This window comes from Microbacterium sp. NPDC057944 (genome assembly GCF_042887445.1).
Classification (GTDB): domain Bacteria; phylum Actinomycetota; class Actinomycetes; order Actinomycetales; family Microbacteriaceae; genus Microbacterium; species Microbacterium natoriense.
Genome location: NZ_JBHVPJ010000002.1, coordinates 1,364,184 through 1,379,002, shown reverse-complemented (window position 1 = coordinate 1,379,002; position 14,819 = coordinate 1,364,184). Strand labels below are relative to the sequence as shown.

14 protein-coding genes and 1 riboswitch are annotated in these 14,819 nt (G+C 69.5%); of the genes, 6 read left to right on the top strand and 8 right to left on the bottom strand.

Going from position 1 to position 14,819, the window contains the following annotated elements:
• The first annotated feature begins 281 nt into the window (after window positions 1–281).
• The 3 genes from ACFVRO_RS15975 (at window position 282) to ACFVRO_RS15965 (ending at window position 3,362) form a co-directional block, all read left to right on the top strand.
• Window positions 282–869: a hypothetical protein gene (locus ACFVRO_RS15975; RefSeq protein ID WP_386954047.1), complete on the top strand. Its 588-nt coding sequence runs from the start codon at window positions 282–284 to the stop codon at window positions 867–869.
• A gap of 47 nt (window positions 870–916) precedes the next feature.
• Window positions 917–1,001, top strand: a riboswitch (ZMP/ZTP riboswitch).
• 39 nt (window positions 1,002–1,040) lie between these two features.
• Window positions 1,041–2,315 (top strand): serine hydroxymethyltransferase, encoded by a 1,275-nt coding sequence (glyA, locus tag ACFVRO_RS15970; protein WP_105677150.1) that lies wholly within the window; start codon window positions 1,041–1,043, stop codon window positions 2,313–2,315.
• A gap of 168 nt (window positions 2,316–2,483) precedes the next feature.
• Window positions 2,484–3,362: a bifunctional methylenetetrahydrofolate dehydrogenase/methenyltetrahydrofolate cyclohydrolase gene (locus ACFVRO_RS15965; RefSeq protein WP_386954044.1), complete on the top strand. Its 879-nt coding sequence runs from the start codon at window positions 2,484–2,486 to the stop codon at window positions 3,360–3,362.
• A gap of 77 nt (window positions 3,363–3,439) precedes the next feature.
• On the opposite strand, the gene ACFVRO_RS15960 is transcribed toward ACFVRO_RS15965, so the two are convergent.
• Together ACFVRO_RS15960 and ACFVRO_RS15955 are read right to left on the bottom strand one after the other, a co-directional pair.
• Window positions 3,440–3,991, bottom strand: a complete 552-nt coding sequence (locus ACFVRO_RS15960; protein ID WP_386954042.1) for a phage holin family protein — start codon at window positions 3,989–3,991, stop codon at window positions 3,440–3,442.
• A gap of 37 nt (window positions 3,992–4,028) precedes the next feature.
• Window positions 4,029–4,592, bottom strand: a complete 564-nt coding sequence (locus tag ACFVRO_RS15955; RefSeq protein WP_386954039.1) for a TetR/AcrR family transcriptional regulator — start codon at window positions 4,590–4,592, stop codon at window positions 4,029–4,031.
• Window positions 4,593–4,658: 66 nt separating this feature from the next.
• On the opposite strand from ACFVRO_RS15955, the gene ACFVRO_RS15950 reads away from it, so the two are divergent.
• Both ACFVRO_RS15950 and ACFVRO_RS15945 read left to right on the top strand, forming a co-directional pair.
• Window positions 4,659–5,135 carry a DUF4188 domain-containing protein gene (locus tag ACFVRO_RS15950; protein WP_105677156.1) on the top strand — a complete coding sequence of 159 codons (477 nt, stop codon included), beginning with the start codon at window positions 4,659–4,661 and terminating at the stop codon, window positions 5,133–5,135.
• Window positions 5,136–5,221: 86 nt separating this feature from the next.
• Window positions 5,222–6,565, top strand: coding sequence for an anaerobic C4-dicarboxylate transporter (locus ACFVRO_RS15945; protein WP_386954036.1), 1,344 nt, complete (start codon window positions 5,222–5,224; stop codon window positions 6,563–6,565).
• A 3-nt stretch (window positions 6,566–6,568) separates the two neighbouring features.
• On the opposite strand, the gene ACFVRO_RS15940 is transcribed toward ACFVRO_RS15945, so the two are convergent.
• From ACFVRO_RS15940 to ACFVRO_RS15915, 6 genes are all read right to left on the bottom strand, one after another.
• Window positions 6,569–7,657: an N-formylglutamate amidohydrolase gene (locus ACFVRO_RS15940; protein WP_386954035.1), complete on the bottom strand. Its 1,089-nt coding sequence runs from the start codon at window positions 7,655–7,657 to the stop codon at window positions 6,569–6,571.
• 31 nt (window positions 7,658–7,688) lie between these two features.
• Complete coding sequence (locus ACFVRO_RS15935; protein ID WP_386954032.1) at window positions 7,689–8,411, bottom strand: DUF6882 domain-containing protein; 723 nt, start codon at window positions 8,409–8,411, stop codon at window positions 7,689–7,691.
• A gap of 42 nt (window positions 8,412–8,453) precedes the next feature.
• On the bottom strand, window positions 8,454–9,680 hold the full coding sequence (locus ACFVRO_RS15930) for an MFS transporter (protein ID WP_386954030.1): 1,227 nt from the start codon (window positions 9,678–9,680) through the stop codon (window positions 8,454–8,456).
• Window positions 9,681–9,753: 73 nt separating this feature from the next.
• The gene (gene xylB, locus ACFVRO_RS15925) at window positions 9,754–11,082 is read right to left on the bottom strand and encodes a xylulokinase (RefSeq protein ID WP_386954027.1); all 1,329 of its coding nucleotides are present in this window, start codon (window positions 11,080–11,082) and stop codon (window positions 9,754–9,756) included.
• Window positions 11,082–12,272, bottom strand: a complete 1,191-nt coding sequence (gene xylA, locus ACFVRO_RS15920; RefSeq protein ID WP_386954024.1) for a xylose isomerase — start codon at window positions 12,270–12,272, stop codon at window positions 11,082–11,084. Before xylA ends, xylB begins: the two co-directional genes overlap by 1 nt.
• Before the next feature lie 110 nt (window positions 12,273–12,382).
• Window positions 12,383–13,381, bottom strand: coding sequence for a LacI family DNA-binding transcriptional regulator (locus ACFVRO_RS15915; protein WP_386954021.1), 999 nt, complete (start codon window positions 13,379–13,381; stop codon window positions 12,383–12,385).
• 146 nt (window positions 13,382–13,527) lie between these two features.
• Between ACFVRO_RS15915 and ACFVRO_RS15910 the strand changes: the two genes are divergently transcribed.
• Complete coding sequence (locus ACFVRO_RS15910) at window positions 13,528–14,814, top strand: ABC transporter substrate-binding protein (protein ID WP_386954019.1); 1,287 nt, start codon at window positions 13,528–13,530, stop codon at window positions 14,812–14,814.
• The last annotated feature ends 5 nt before the right edge of the window (window positions 14,815–14,819 follow it).

Here is a 14,819-nt window from a genome sequence, read left to right as displayed (position 1 = left end):
CTCAGATCCGAGTGCGACGCCATGAATGCGAGTACGGAGAGCCTCCGTTCCGAGCAGCGTCACACCTCGGGCCCAACTAACTAATCGCTTTGAAACGTGGATCTCTGTGCTCGTGGGCCGTTTCGTCAGCAGCCTCTTCGGCCTCATCTGACCCGCAGCGGCCATGGTGTCGACACTGCGCGCGACCATAACGGTCGCGTCCCGAACGCACCGTTCGCTTCGCTCAGTCGTTACCGTGGGCTCAGAGGTCGCGTGGCGATCCTGGCCGGAGGAATGCCGTGGTGGTGGAACGAGCACAGAACGATGAGTCCGAGAGCCTCGTCGAACGTCTGCGCTTCTGGCGCCGGACGGCGAAGGTCTTCATCATCCTCACGATTCTGGGTGTCGGATTCTTCGTGATCCTGGCGTTTCGTCTGTACTTCACGCCGGGGCATCTCGACATCGTTGCGCCCACCTCCGGCGAGTGTCGTATGGCCGAAGACGGAGAGCGGCTCTACGTCGCCGTCGGCCTCGTCGCGCTCGTGGACGGCACGCTGTTCGAGACGTCGATGGTCCGCGACTCCCAGGGCTCGGTCGAGTCGGCGGCGGTCCTGCTCGACGATGTCCGACTCGACGAGCTGGAGGACGCTGAGCTCGATGCGCTGCTGCACCACGCGGATGACGCGAGTCGGCGGTTCGGCGTCGTCGGGGCGGAGAGCGGAACCCTCGTCGCCGCCATCGACCTTCCGGCATCGGAAGGGAAGATCGTGGCCCTGAGCCTGCTCTGGGGCATCGGGGAGATGTCGTCCGAGCAGACCATTCCGCTGGCGCTCAGATACGGCCACGGCGAGTGCGGCCTCGGGGTCCCTCTGTCGCACGAACAGGGGTAGGGCCTGACGTCATCTCCGCGCTCGACAGCCGCGGCATCCGCTATGCTCGTAACCGTCGCGACTGGCGTCTGGGTGGACTACCACCGGGGAGCGACTGACCACGGAATTCGACCGCGCGCCTGGGCCGATGGAAGCACCCCTTTCGAATCCGTTGTCAGAGGAGCACGTCACATGACCGACCGTTACTTCAACGCCCCGCTCGCCGAGGTCGACCCCGAGATCGCCGAGGTCCTCGACCGGGAGCTCAAGCGCCAGCAGACGTTCCTCGAGATGATCGCATCCGAGAACTTCGTTCCCGTCTCCGTGCTGCAGTCGCAGGGCTCGGTGCTCACGAACAAGTACGCCGAGGGATACCCCGGCCGCCGCTACTACGGCGGCTGCGAGGAGGTCGACGTCGCCGAGGAGCTCGCGATCGCCCGCGCCAAGAGCCTGTTCGGCTCGGAGTTCGCGAACGTCCAGCCGCACTCCGGCGCCTCCGCCAACGCCGCTGTGCTGCACGCGATCGCCCGCCCCGGCGACACGCTGCTCGGCCTCTCGCTCGACCAGGGCGGCCACCTCACCCACGGCATGAAGATCAACTTCTCCGGCCGTCTCTACAACATCGTCGCCTACGGGGTGAACCCCGAGACCTCGACCATCGACATGGACGAGGTCCGCCGCCTCGCCATCGAGCACAAGCCGAAGGTCATCATCGCCGGCTGGTCGGCCTACCCGCGCACACTCGACTTCGCCGCGTTCCGCGAGATCGCCGACGAGGTCGGCGCGCTCCTCTGGGTCGACATGGCGCACTTCGCCGGCCTCGTCGCCGCCGGGCTGCACCCGAACCCGGTGCCGCACGCGCACGTCGTCTCCTCGACCGTGCACAAGACCATCGGCGGCCCCCGCTCTGGCTTCATCCTCACCAACGACGCCGAGATCGCGAAGAAGATCAACTCCGCCGTCTTCCCCGGACAGCAGGGCGGACCGCTCATGCACGTGATCGCCGCCAAGGCGACGGCGTTCAAGCTCGCCGGCACCCCGGAGTTCAAGGAGCGTCAGGAGCGCGTGCTGCGCGGCGCCGCCATCATCGCGGAGCGTCTGTCTCAGCAGGACGTGAAGGATGCCGGCATCGCCGTCCGCTCCGGCGGCACCGACGTGCACCTCGTGCTCGTCGACCTGCGCGACGCCGAGATCGACGGCAAGCAGGCCGAGGACCTCCTGCACGACATCCACATCACCGTGAACCGCAACGCGGTGCCGAACGACCCGCGCCCGCCGATGGTCACCTCGGGTCTGCGCATCGGCACCCCGGCGCTCGCCACCCGCGGCTTCGGCGACGCCGAGTTCACCGAGGTCGCCGACGTCATCGCCCTCGCGCTGCAGCCCGGCGCCGACGTCGAGGCGCTCCGTGCCCGCGTCGACGCGCTCGCCGCGGCCTTCCCGCTGTACCCCGACCTGCAGCAGTAAGCCCGCGGCATCCCGTCCGCGACTGCACGGGATGTTGCCGAGTGCACGAGAAGCCGCCGAGTGCACGGCCCGTTCACGCGAACGAGCCGTGCACTCGGCGAAAGCACGAGAACTCGACGAGGGCGGACACCGCCCCGAACGGCGAACGCAAGGAAGAGAAGAGACAGCATGACCGCGAAGATCCTCGACGGCAAGGCCGCCGCAGCATCCATCAAGGCCGAGCTCACTGAGCGCGTCGCCGCGCTCAGGGAGAACGGCATCGTCCCCGGCATCGCCACGGTCCTCGTCGGCGCCGACCCGGCGTCGCAGCTCTACGTCGGCATGAAGCACCGTCAGTCCGAGGCGATCGGGATGAACTCGATCCAGCGCGAACTCCCCGCCGATGCCTCGCAGGCCGACGTCGAGGCGCTGATCGACGAGCTCAACGCCGACCCCGACTGCCACGGCTACATCGTGCAGCTGCCGCTGCCGAAGCACCTCAACACCGACGCGATCCTCGAGCGCATCGACCCGGCGAAGGATGCAGACGGCCTGCACCCGACCAACCTCGGTCGTCTCGTGCTCAACGTGAACAACCCCATCCACACGCCGCTGCCGTGCACCCCCCGTGGCGTCATCGAACTGCTGCTGCGCAACGACTACGACCTCAAAGGCAAGCACGTCGTCGTGGTCGGACGCGGCGTCACCATCGGCCGCCCGATCGGCCTCCTGCTCACCCGTCGCGACATCAACGCGACCGTCACCCAGGTGCACACGGGCACGCCCGACATGTCGCCGTACCTCCGCCAGGCCGACGTGATCGTCGCCGGCGCCGGGGTCAAGCACCTGATCCGCGCCGAAGACGTCAAGCCCGGAGCCGCCGTGCTCGACGTGGGCGTGACGCGCGAGACGGATGCCGAGACCGGCAAGAGCCTCGTCTTCGGCGACGTGCATCCCGACGTGGCCGAGGTCGCCGGCTACCTCTCCCCGAACCCTGGCGGCGTCGGACCGATGACCGTCGCGCTGCTCATGACGAACGTGGTCGAGGCGGCCGAGCGGCTCGTCTGACGCGTCGCATCCCGTAGGGCGTTTCGTCTCGTCGCTGCGCGTCCTCGCTCAACGACCGGGCTGCTCCGCCGCGCGGATCAGCCGAGCTCGTCGAGCATGCGGCGCTGCTCGGGGGTGAGGCCGTCGTTCAGCTCCTGGCGCGCCTCGGTCGTCGCGGGGGAGTCGGGGGTGGGAGCGGATGCCGCGGCATCCGGTCTCTTCGAGATCTTCGCGGAGACGGTGTCGTACACCTCGCCCGCCTTGGCACGCAGCCTGTCGTCGAACTGGTCGTAGATCATCCAGCCGACGAGCAGGATCAGCGGAGGCAGGACGAACGCCCAGAAGCCCGACGCGCGCACCCCGCTCAGCCACACCGTCAGCACCCAGACGATGAGCTCGACGACGTAGACGAGCGCGTACTGCACGGTCTTCTCGCCGACCTTCGTGCGGCTGGCCGACGACTTCGCGGCGGACTTCCGGAACGCGGAGCCGAGCACGGGCTTCACGAACAGCGCGGCGAGGGTGAGGATCACGGCCGCCCACAGCGCGTTGAAACCCACGCGGACGCCGCTGAACAGCAGACCGATGAGCAGGAGGACCGCGACGTTGAACACGTAGAGCGCGGCGAACCGGACGATTCCGTTCTTCATGCGACCAGACTTCCACATCTGCGCGCCGTGCGGCACCTCACGCGCGCGGGAAGGAGCGCTCCACCGCGTCGACCACGGCGTCGTAGACGGCATCCCAGTCGGGTACCTCTGGCGCGACTCCGGCGAGTTCGAGGCTCACGGCGCCGTGTACCTGCGCCCACACCGTGACGGCGGCAGCCATCACCTGACCCTCCGGCACGCGCGCCGCGAGGGCGCGCACGAGCGGAGCCATCGCGGTGGAGGTGGTAGCGGCATCCGGAGCGCAGTCCTCGACGGTCGTGATCGCTCCGCCGAACATCAGACGGTAGAGGGCGGGGTTGGCCTTCGCCCACCCTCGGTACGCGTATCCGAGGGCGCGGAGCCCCTCCGGCTCGGTCGCGGCCTGAGCGGCTCCGAACGACGCGAAGCCGTGCTCGATCACGGCGACCAGCAGCTGCGCCTTGCCGCCGAAGAGGGAGTAGACGGCCGAGGTCGAGGTGCCGGCTGACTGGGCGATGTCGCGGAGGCTGATGCGCTCCGGGCCCTTCGCGTCGACCATCTCCGCCGTGACGTCGAGCAGTCGGTCGCGGAGAGCGTCGTCGTAGGAGACAGGTCTTGCCATGGAATGAAGTCTATCGTAACGTTGTTTCATAACGTAGTTACATAACAACGTTCCAAGGAGAATCGCATGACTCAGCAGGTCTTCCCCGGTCGCTACACGGCAGCACCCGACCGGTCTGACATCACCGTCTTCGTCATCGGCATGCGCGCCAACCGCTGGTGGCAGCTGGGGAAGGTGTGGTGGACGGCCAGCAAGATGCCGCCGATGCTGCGGCACCTCGCCACCCATCCGGAGGCGGGGATGCTCGGCGCCCACAACTGGTTCGGGCGCACGACCATCCTGCTCTCCTACTGGGAGAGCCCCGAGCATCTGCAACGCTTCGCCGCCGACCGCGACGCCCCGCACCTGCAGCCGTGGCGCGACTTCATGCGCTCGCTGCAGGGGTCGGGCAGCGTCGGCGTCTGGCACGAGACGTATCAGGTGCCCGTCGCTGATCTCGAGGCCGTGTACGTCGACATGCCCGCGTTCGGGCTGGCCGCGGCGACCACGCACGTCCCCGTCGGCCCCGGCATGAAGACCGCCCGACAGCGACTCGGGCGGTGACGCGACGCCGCGGTTAGCGTCGGCTCCTCGGCAATCGGGGCTCTGGCCAATATGCTGGCCGCACCGCCATTGCGAGAGGGGTCCGCATGGACATCGCGCTGTTCGTCATCCAATTGCTCGTCGTTCTCGGGTGCATCGTCATGGGCACCCGATCCAGCGGCGTCGGCCTCGGACTCTGGGGCGGCACCGGCGTGGCGATCCTGGTGTTTGTCTTCGGGCTCGCTCCGGGGTCGCCGCCGGTCGACGCGCTCCTGATCGTCCTCTCGGTGGTGCTCGCGGCTTCGATGATGCAGTCCGCGGGCGGCATCGACTGGATGGTGTCCGTCGCGGCGAAGCTGATCGCCCGCAACCCCCGGCAGATCACCCTCGTCGCGCCGCTCGTCTCCTTCCTGTTCTCGGTCGGCGCCGGCACGTCGAACATCCTCTACCCGCTGCTTCCCGTCATCCAGGACCTGTCGTACCGCAACGGCATCCGTCCGTCGCGTCCGCTGTCCCTGTCGGTGGTCGCCACCGGCGTCGCCCTCGCCTGCAGCCCGGTGTCGGCGGCGATGGCGGCCATGGTCACCCTCACGGACACCGCGCCCTGGGACTTCGAGCTCATCGACATCCTGAAGGTCACCATCCCCGCGGCGATCGTCGGCATCGTCGTGTCGAGCTTCTTCGTGAACCGTCTCGGCAAGGACCTCGCCGACGATCCGGACGTGCAGGCGCGCATCGCGCGTGGCGAGCTCGCCCCGCCCCGCGCGGATGCGGCGGAGATCAAGGCAGACGTGACGGTCACCGCCGCGGGGCGCAACGCCGCGATCATCTTCCTGCTCGGCGTCGCCGCGATCGTCGTGTTCGGGCTGTTCAAGGGCATCCGCCCGTCGGATGCCGCGGGCGACCCCGTGTCGATGACGCCGATCATCGAGATCGTCATGTTCGTCGTGGGAACGCTGATCCTCCTCGTCTCGCGTCCCAAGGTCGGGGAGATCCCCACGATGACGGTCTTCAAAGCCGGGATGGTGTCGGCGATCGCGCTGTTCGGCCTCGCCTGGCTCACCGACACCTTCCTCGGAGCGCACGCCGCGCTCATCGCGGAGAGCGTCGGGGGCTGGGTCAGCGCCGCCCCGTGGATCTTCGCGCTCGGCGTCTTTCTCGTCTGCGTGCTCACCACGAGCCAGTCGACGGCCACGCGGACGATCGTCCCGATCGGTCTCGCCGCGGGCATCCCGCTCGGCCTCCTCAGCGGAATGTGGGCCGGCGCGTTCGCTGGCATCTACCTGCTCCCCACGAACGGCTCGCAGATCGCGGCGGCCAACTTCGACGTCTCCGGCACCACCAAGCTCGGCACGAAGCTCGTCGATCACTCCTTCTTCGTCCCGACCCTCATCCTCGCCGCGACGACCGTCGCGTTCGGCGCGCTGTTCGGCGCGATCTGGGGCGGCTGAGTCTCAGAGTCCTCGATAGAGGTCCCAGGTGCGGCGGCAGGCGGCGGCCACCGCGGCGATGTGCGCGGGGTCCTCATCGATCCAGCCGGTTCCCGGGCGGTGGAGCTCGGCGACGGCCTCCGGGCCGAGCAGGTACTCCCGGAGGAACTCGGCCTGCACGGCATCCAGCTCGAGAGCGGCCTCCGCGGCAGCCGAGGAGAGCTCGCGGAACCGGCGTCCGGCGGCGAGGATCTCCTGGCTGCCCAGGTACGGCGTGTTCAACGCGACGGCATCGGGGGAGTCCACGCGGAAGCCGGCCCGGTGCGCATCGGCCAGCGCCCGGATCCGATCGGGCGCCATCGTCGGCGGATCGGACGGATCGCGCTCCTCGCCGCGCGATCCGCCGCGGTTGGACAGGGCCACCACGGCGGGAAGGCGATCCTTCGGCTCCCTGGGGACGTTCACGGCGCCCTCTCGCGTCGTCGTCGTGTTCATGGTGTCGTGGAACGAGAGCCGGGTGAATCGTCCCCCGGTGCGGAGCTTCGCGGCGACGAACGCCTCGGTGAGCGCGTCGCGAGTGCGCTCGTAGACCCCGAGTCCGCGCTCCCCGACCTCGACGAACGTCTGCACGAGACGGTCGCGCTCCGCGTCGTTCTCGGGCACTTCGAGGATCGGGAAGAACGAGAAGGTCACGGGACGGATGGCGTCGACACCGGAGAGGTCGACCTTCTGCCAAGCGCCGGCCGCGCGCGTCCGCTCGATGGCCGCTGTGAGATCGGCGGCGATGTCGGCGGGGCGCGCGCGGTTCGGGTCGCGGACCAGGCGCGGATGCGGGTTGAGCACCGCGACGATACGCGGATCGGTGCGCGCCCATTCGCGCACGATCGCCGCGGTCGCGACATCCGTGAAGTCGTACTGGAGTCGACGCGTGAGCGCCGGCGACAGGAAGGGCACGAGCTCCGCGGGGATGCGCGCGCCCGCGTGGGGGCAGCTCACGAGGACGTCCGCGTCGGCGATCGCCTGATCGAGGGTGCGGTTCTCGGGATCCGCGAAGACGGTGATCTCGTCGGCGGTGAAGGCGTGCCCTGCGGGGATGAGGTCGAGGTCGCTCATGCGCTCATGCTAGCCGCGCACGCACGTGTGCTCAGCTCTGGGGCTGCAGCGTGCCCTCGATGTTCGTGATGCGCGCGCTCTCGTCGAATCGGAAGGTGACCGATGCCGTCGCGTCGGTGATCGTGGCGCCGGTGTAGGCGTCATCGGTCCAGGCGAGGTTCCAGCCGGCGAGGCGGGCGAGGTCCCACACGGCGGTCCTGGCGTCGGGCAGAGCCAGACCGGAGAGGATGCGGGGGAGAGCGGTGGTCGCCGATGCGACGGTCAATGCGGGGACGGGCGCGTCGAGGAGGAAGACCGCCCTGGTGCCGCCGGAGATCGGGGCGGAGTAGTAGGGCGAGCGTCCGGTGATCTCCACCGCGACGCCCGCGATCGTGTGCGCGGCTGCGGCAATCCACTCCTCGTCGCCGGAGGCGTCTGTCGGGAACGGGAGCTCCGGCTCCGCCAGCTCGGCGAGTCCGTGCTCGACGCCGTAGTCGCGGAGCTGCGCGGCGACGCCCTGCGCGTCTCCCTGCGGGTGCGCCCACGCCCACAGCAGCGACCGCGGCCCCGGTGCGATCGTCGCGATCAGATGGGCCGTCGTCACCAGCGTGCGCGACGGATCGGCGTTCGCGGTGAAGGTGATCGTGCCCGCCGTCATGTCGGCATCCCAGCGGTGGTCGCCGAGCTCGTCCGTCGCCGTGGCGAGGGCGTCCTGACGGAGCGCGGTGAAGAGGGCGGAGCGGTCGGCGAGCGGCTGGAGCGCGGCGAAGGTCATGCCCCCAGTCTCGCCCGGATTGCTATGAATCCGCCAGAGCGCTCATGTCGTCACGGCACCATCCGGACGCCCCATGCGTCGCACGCTCGGCACGGCCAGCGTCATCAGCGCGATGCTCGCATAGAGGATGCCGGACGTGACCAGCACGGTCTCGACGTCGCTGTGGGTGATCAGCCAGCCGTAGATCAGCGTGCCGATCGGCATGGCCACGAAGCTGCCGAGCATGTCGTAGCTGGACACGCGGGAGAGCGTCTCGCCCGGCACGTTCTCCATCATCGCGAGATTCCATCCGGTGCTGAACACCTCGGCGCCGGCGCCGGCCACGAAGGCCGCGATCGCGAGCAGGACGACGGCGGGGTGGATGCCGAGCACGGTGAGCGGGATCGCGAACGCGGCCATGCCGATCATCCCGTAGCGGAGCGGTCGGTTCAGCGGGAACCACATGAGGATGAGGGTCATCAGGAGGATGCCGACGCCCTCCGCGCTGACCACCCAGCCCCAGCCGGTGATGCCGAGACGGGGGTCGTTCTTCGCGATGTACGGGCCGACGACTCCCCACGCGCCCACGTGGATGGCGTTCATCACCATGAACGCCAGCACGACCACCCACAGCCAGGTCCTGGTGCGGAACTCGTGCCAGCCGGTGCGGAGATCCTGGAACAGCGTCGTCCCTCCGCCGTGCGCCGGCGGAGGAAGGCGCACCATCGCCAACACCGGGATCGCGATCACCCACCCGATCGCCTGCACGACCATCGCCCAGGCGGGGCCTGCGGATGCGACGACGATGCCGGCGATGATGGGGCCGCCGATGGTGGTGGCCGAGCGCACGAAGGAGAGCATCGCGTTCGCCTGCTGCAGATGCTCCGGCGAGGCGAGCTGCGGGATGATCCCCTGCATGGCGGGCAGGACGAAGGCCGTGGACGCCCCGTTCAGCACGGAGAGCAGGGCGAGCATCGGCACGGTCGCCGTTCCGGTGAACAGCAGGGCGGCCATCGCCCCGACGGTCAGGATGTCGATGACGTAGCACGACTGGATGATCAGCGCCCGAGGGAGCCGGTCGGCGATCACTCCGCCGAACAGGAGGAAGACGATGTTGCTGACCGTGAAGGCGGCGAGCACGAGCGACAGCGAGCGGGCGTCGTTGTCGATCTCCAGCACGGCGAAGGCGAGCGCGATCGACGACATGGACCCGGCGATCATCGTGATCGCCCTCGCCAGGAAGAACCAGCGGAATCCGGCGTCCTGCATCGCGGCGAGCCCGCGCGTCATCGGCGGTCCTCGCGTCTCTGCATCCGACCATCCTGCCACGCGACGCGCGGCGAGGAGGGTCGTCGGGCGGCGTCTACCAGGACGGACGGATGCCGGTGAGGGCCCAGGCCGCCTGCACGGCGGCGCCGAGGGCGACGTACTCGCCCGGCTCGGGCACCACGACCGGGATGTCGAACACCTCGCGGGCGACGGCCGCGACGGCGGGGCTCTGCGCACCGCCGCCGATGAGCAGCACGCGCTCCGTGCGGACGCCGAGGTCGCGGATGGCGCCGAGGCCGAACGCGAGACCGCCGATCACGCCCTCGACGGCGGCCCGCGCCAGGTTCTCACGGCTGGTCGACGCGAGGGTCATGCCCGAGAGGGTCGCGGTCGCATCCGGCCGATTCGGGGTCCGCTCGCCCTCGAACCACGGCTGCAGGGACAGTCCGCCGGCACCGGGTTCCGCCTGCAGGGCGAGCCGCGAGAACTCCTCGAGGTCCACGCCGAGCAGGGCGGCCGTCACGTCGAACACGCGCGCGGCGTTGAGGGTCGTGACGATCGGGAGGCGGCCGCCCGCGGCATCCGCGAACCCTGCGACGGTGCCGGAGACGTCGAAGATCGGCGCATCGGTCACGGCGAAGATCGTGCCGCTCGTGCCGATGGACACGCCCACGTCGCCCGTGCGCGCGCCCATGCCGAGCGCGGCAGCGGCGTTGTCGCCCGCACCCGCCGACACCACGAGCCCGTCGGGGCCCTGTACATGCTCCGAGGGGCGGAGCACCCGGGGGAGCACCACATCCGACGCGTCCCTGCGAAGGGCGAGCGACAGCAGCTCGCGGTCGTAGCCGTCGCGGACGGGGTCGAAATAGCCCGTCCCGCTCGCGTCGGAGCGGTCGGTGACGAGCTCGCCGAGTGCGGGGCCGAGCTCGGACTCGTCGGCAGGGCCGTACCCGCGAAGGCGCCAGGTCAGCCAGTCGTGGGGGAGGGCCACGGCCGCCACGCGGGCGGCGTGCTGCGGCTCGGCGTCCGCCAGCCATCGGAGCTTCGTGACGGTGAACGACGCGACGGGCACCAGGCCCGTGCGCGACGCGAACTCGGAAGCGCCGACCTCTGCCGTGAGATCGGCCGCAGCCTGCGCCGAACGGGTGTCGTTCCACAGGAGCGCGGGGCGGATCACTCGGCCGGACTCGTCGAGCGCGACCAGTCCGTGCTGCTGCCCGCCGATGCCGATCGCCGACACGTCGTCGAGTCCGCCGGCATCCGCCAGCGCCGTTCGCAGTGCCGCCCACCACGCGGCGGGGTCGACCTCGGTGCCGGCGGGATGGGGTGCACGGCCGGTGCGCACGACCGCACCGGTGTCGAGGTCGCGGACGACGACCTTGCAGCTCTGCGTCGACGAGTCGACGCCCGCGACCAATGCCATCAGCGCGCGCCGAGCAGGTGCTCGGTGGCGAGCTGCTGCAGCCGGACGAAGCCGAAGCCCTTGCCGCCGAGGTACGCGTCGGCGTCGAAGTCCTCGTAGGCGCCGCGGTCGGCGAGCAGATCGTCGTAGGACTCGCCCTCGTTCAGGGTCGGAGTCGCGAGCTCGGCGACCTTCGCCGCGGCCAGAGCCTCCTGTACCTCGGGGTCGGCGCGGAACGCCGCCGCGCGCTCCTTCAGCAGCAGATAGGTGCGCATGTTGGCCGCCGCGGAGTCCCAGACCCCGGTCTCGTCTTCGGTGCGGCTCGGCTTGTAGTCGAAGTGGCGAGGGCCGTCGTAGGCGGGGATGCCGTTCGGGCCGCCGTTCTCGAGCAGGTCGACGAGGGAGAACGCGTTGTGGAGGTCGCCGTGGCCGAAGACCAGGTCCTGGTCGTACTTGATGCCGCGCTGGCCGTTGAGGTCGATGTGGAAGAGCTTGCCGTGGAACAGGGCCTGCGCGATCCCGGCGGTGAAGTTGAGTCCCGCCATCTGCTCGTGCCCGACCTCGGGGTTCACGCCGACGAGCTCGGGGCGTTCGAGGGAGTCGATGAACGCGATCGCGTGGCCGAGCGTGGGCAGCAGGATGTCGCCGCGCGGCTCGTTGGGCTTGGGCTCGATCGCGAAGCGGATGTCGTAGCCCTTGTCGGTCACGTAGTCGCCGAGCAGGTTGACGGCCTCGCGGTAGCGCTCGAGCGCTGCGCGGACATCCTTCGCCGAGTCGTACTCCGCGCCCTCGCGGCCGCCCCACATGACGAAGGTCTTGGCGCCGAGCTCGGCGGCGAGGTCGAGGTTGCGCAGCACCTTGCGCAGCGCGAAGCGGCGCACCTGGCGGTCGTTGGAGGTGAAGCCGCCGTCTTTGAAGACCGGTGCGCTGAAGAGGTTCGTGGTCACCATCGGCACGATCAGCCCGGTGTCGGCCAGTGCGCCGGTGAGGCGGTCGATCTGCGTCTGACGCTCGGCGTCGGTGGAGCCGAAGGCGAACAGGTCGTCGTCGTGGAAGGTCAGGCCGTAGGCGCCGAGCTCCGCGAGTCGCTCGACGGCGTGCACGACGTCGAGGTGCGGCCTGGTCGGTCCGCCGAAGGGATCGGCGCCGTTGTAGCCGACGGTCCAGAGTCCGAAGGAGAACTTGTCGTCGCGGGTGGGGGTGAGGGACATGGCTCGGATCGCTTTCCACGGTGAGGGCGAATTGTTGTTGCCAGGAACATATCAGGGGCGAGTGGCCTCCGCAACGTGTCCGTCCGCTGCATCCTGCGCCGGAGGTGCGGTCAGCCGCCGATCGGCGCCGTCGAGCTGCGCACCACGAGCTCGGCGTGCATCCTGATGTGCGCGGGATCCTCGCCGCGCAGCATCCCCAGCAGCACGCCGACCGCCGCCGCCCCCATCTCCGCGAGGGGCTGATGCACGGTCGTGAGCTGCGGGTTGTTCGACGACGCCTCGGGGATGTCATCGAACCCGACGACGGAGAGGTCGTCGGGCACGCGCAGGCCGCGCTCGGCGGCGACGCGCATCGCCTCGAGCGCCGTGAGGTCGTTGGCGGCGAACACTGCGGTCGGCCGCTCGGGGAGATCGAGGATGGCGTGGGCGCCGGCGGTCGCACTCGCGGTGCGGTAGCCGCCGTCGACCACGAGGGACGGATCGAACGGGATGCCGGCCGCGTCCAGCGCCGAGCGGTAGCCCGCCTCGCGCTGCTGCGCCGACTCGAGATCGGAGCGGCCGCGCAGGTGCGCGATCCTGCGGTGCCCGAGGGAGATGAGGTGCTCGGTCGCCGTGCGTGCGCCCTCGACGTTGTGCACCGCGACCGTCGCCGTTCCGTGCGGCCCCTCGTGCGGGTCCACCGCCACGATCGGCACCGCGGCCTGCGGGGGAGTCGTGGTCGGGGTCACCAGGATCGCCCCGTCGATGAGCGTCCCGCCCAGACGGGAGAGGGAGCGGCGCTCCCAGCCGAGGTGCTCGCCCGCCGAGACGCTTCCCGCATACGCGAGCACGTCGTACGGCGTGTCCTGCAGCGCGGTGGAGACGCCGCGCAGCAGCTGCAGCGCGAAGGGCTCGAACTCGGCGACGAGCACGCCGATGACGTTCGTGCGCCCTCTCCTCATCGACGTCGCCACCAGGGAGCTCTCGTATCCGAGTTCGGCGACGACGCGGAGGATCCGGGCGTGGGTCTCCGCGGACACGCCGTCGCGGCCGTTGATGGCCTTCGACACCGTCGCCACGGACACTCCTGCTGCGCGGGCGACGTCGGTGATCGTGGTGCGTGCGTTCATCAGAACAGACTAATCATGGAAAACGTTATCGATATCGTTTGACACGATCTCGTCCAGGTGCCAGAGTGGGCGCACAACACATTGGTGTGGCTGACAACAAATAGGTTCGCTCTGCTGCACGGAACTCGATGAAGAGGAGACACAGCATGAAGATGCGCAAAGCGTGGGCTGCGGGGGCGGCCATCGTGACGCTGGGGGCGCTCGGGTTGACCGGGTGCGCGGGCGGGGGAGGCGGCGCCGATGACGGCAGCACGCTCACGATGTGGCACAACTCGACCACCGGTGCGGGCAAGCAGTACTGGGAGGACGCTGCGGCCGCATTCCACAAGGCCAACCCCGAGGTGACGGTCAAGGTCACGTCGATCCAGAACGAGGACATGGACGGCAAGCTCCAGACCGCCGTCAACTCCGGCGACATGCCTGACATCTTCATGGCGCGCGGAGGCGGCAAGCTCGCCGACGTCGTCAAGGCCGGCAAGGTGAAGGACCTCACCAAGCTCATCGACGCCGACGTGAAGTCGGCCTTCGGTGACGCGCCGTTCAGCGCCTTCACGGTCGACGGCAAGATCTACGGCATGCCCAGCGCGGTGCTCCCCGGCGGCATCTTCTACAGCAAGGACCTGTTCGCCGCGGCGGGGGTCACGGGTGAGCCGAGCAGCATGGACGAGCTCGAGGGCGCCGTCGACAAGCTGAAGGCGTCGGGCGTCGCCCCGATCGCGCTCGGCGCGAAGGACGCCTGGCCGGCCGCGCACTGGTACTACTTCTTCGCGGTGCGCGCGTGCGACCAGGACGTGATCGCCAACCTGTCGACCAAGCCGGACTTCTCGGACAAGTGCTGGCTCGACGCCGCACAGAACCTCGCCGACTTCGCCGAGACCGAGCCGTTCAACGACGGGTTCCTCACGACATCAGCGCAGCAGGGCGCGAACTCCTCCGCGGGCCTCGTCGCCAACCACAAGGCGTCGATGGAGCTCATGGGGGCGTGGAACGTCGGTGTGATCGCCAGCCTCACGCCCGACCAGAAGCCCCTTCCCGACCTCGGCTGGTTCCCCTTCCCCGAGGTCAGCGGCGGCAAGGGAACCCCGGGCGCCATGATGGGCGGCGTGGACGGATACTCGTGCTCCGTCGACTCGCCCGACACCTGCGAGAAGTTCCTGAACTTCGTCTCCTCGAAGGAATGGCAGGAGAAGTACGCCGTCGCCTTCCAGACGATCCCGGCCTCTCAGGACGCGATGGGCGCGGTCACCGATCCGTCGCTGATCCCGCTCATGGAGGCGTACAGCAAGGCGCCCTACGTCTCGCTCTGGCTGGACACGGCCCTCGGCCAGAACGTCGGCAACGCGCTCAACACCGGCGTCGTGGAGATGCTCGCGGGTCAGGGAGACCCGAAGAAGCTCGTCGACAGCCTCGCGAACGCGGCGGCCAGGGGCTGACCCGC

Excerpts from the sequence above, each read along its gene's own strand:
- glyA (WP_105677150.1), top strand. The coding sequence starts at position 1,041 with ATGACCGACCGTTACTTCAACGCCCCGCTCGCCGAGGTCGACCCCGAG.
- ACFVRO_RS15965 (WP_386954044.1), top strand. The coding sequence starts at position 2,484 with ATGACCGCGAAGATCCTCGACGGCAAGGCCGCCGCAGCATCCATCAAG.
- ACFVRO_RS15960 (WP_386954042.1), bottom strand. The coding sequence starts at position 3,991 with ATGAAGAACGGAATCGTCCGGTTCGCCGCGCTCTACGTGTTCAACGTC.
- ACFVRO_RS15955 (WP_386954039.1), bottom strand. The coding sequence starts at position 4,592 with ATGGCAAGACCTGTCTCCTACGACGACGCTCTCCGCGACCGACTGCTC.
- ACFVRO_RS15950 (WP_105677156.1), top strand. The coding sequence starts at position 4,659 with ATGACTCAGCAGGTCTTCCCCGGTCGCTACACGGCAGCACCCGACCGG.
- ACFVRO_RS15945 (WP_386954036.1), top strand. The coding sequence starts at position 5,222 with ATGGACATCGCGCTGTTCGTCATCCAATTGCTCGTCGTTCTCGGGTGC.
- ACFVRO_RS15940 (WP_386954035.1), bottom strand. The coding sequence starts at position 7,657 with ATGAGCGACCTCGACCTCATCCCCGCAGGGCACGCCTTCACCGCCGAC.
- ACFVRO_RS15935 (WP_386954032.1), bottom strand. The coding sequence starts at position 8,411 with ATGACCTTCGCCGCGCTCCAGCCGCTCGCCGACCGCTCCGCCCTCTTC.
- ACFVRO_RS15930 (WP_386954030.1), bottom strand. The coding sequence starts at position 9,680 with ATGACGCGCGGGCTCGCCGCGATGCAGGACGCCGGATTCCGCTGGTTC.
- xylB (WP_386954027.1), bottom strand. The coding sequence starts at position 11,082 with ATGGCATTGGTCGCGGGCGTCGACTCGTCGACGCAGAGCTGCAAGGTC.
- xylA (WP_386954024.1), bottom strand. The coding sequence starts at position 12,272 with ATGTCCCTCACCCCCACCCGCGACGACAAGTTCTCCTTCGGACTCTGG.
- ACFVRO_RS15915 (WP_386954021.1), bottom strand. The coding sequence starts at position 13,381 with ATGAACGCACGCACCACGATCACCGACGTCGCCCGCGCAGCAGGAGTG.
- ACFVRO_RS15910 (WP_386954019.1), top strand. The coding sequence starts at position 13,528 with ATGAAGATGCGCAAAGCGTGGGCTGCGGGGGCGGCCATCGTGACGCTG.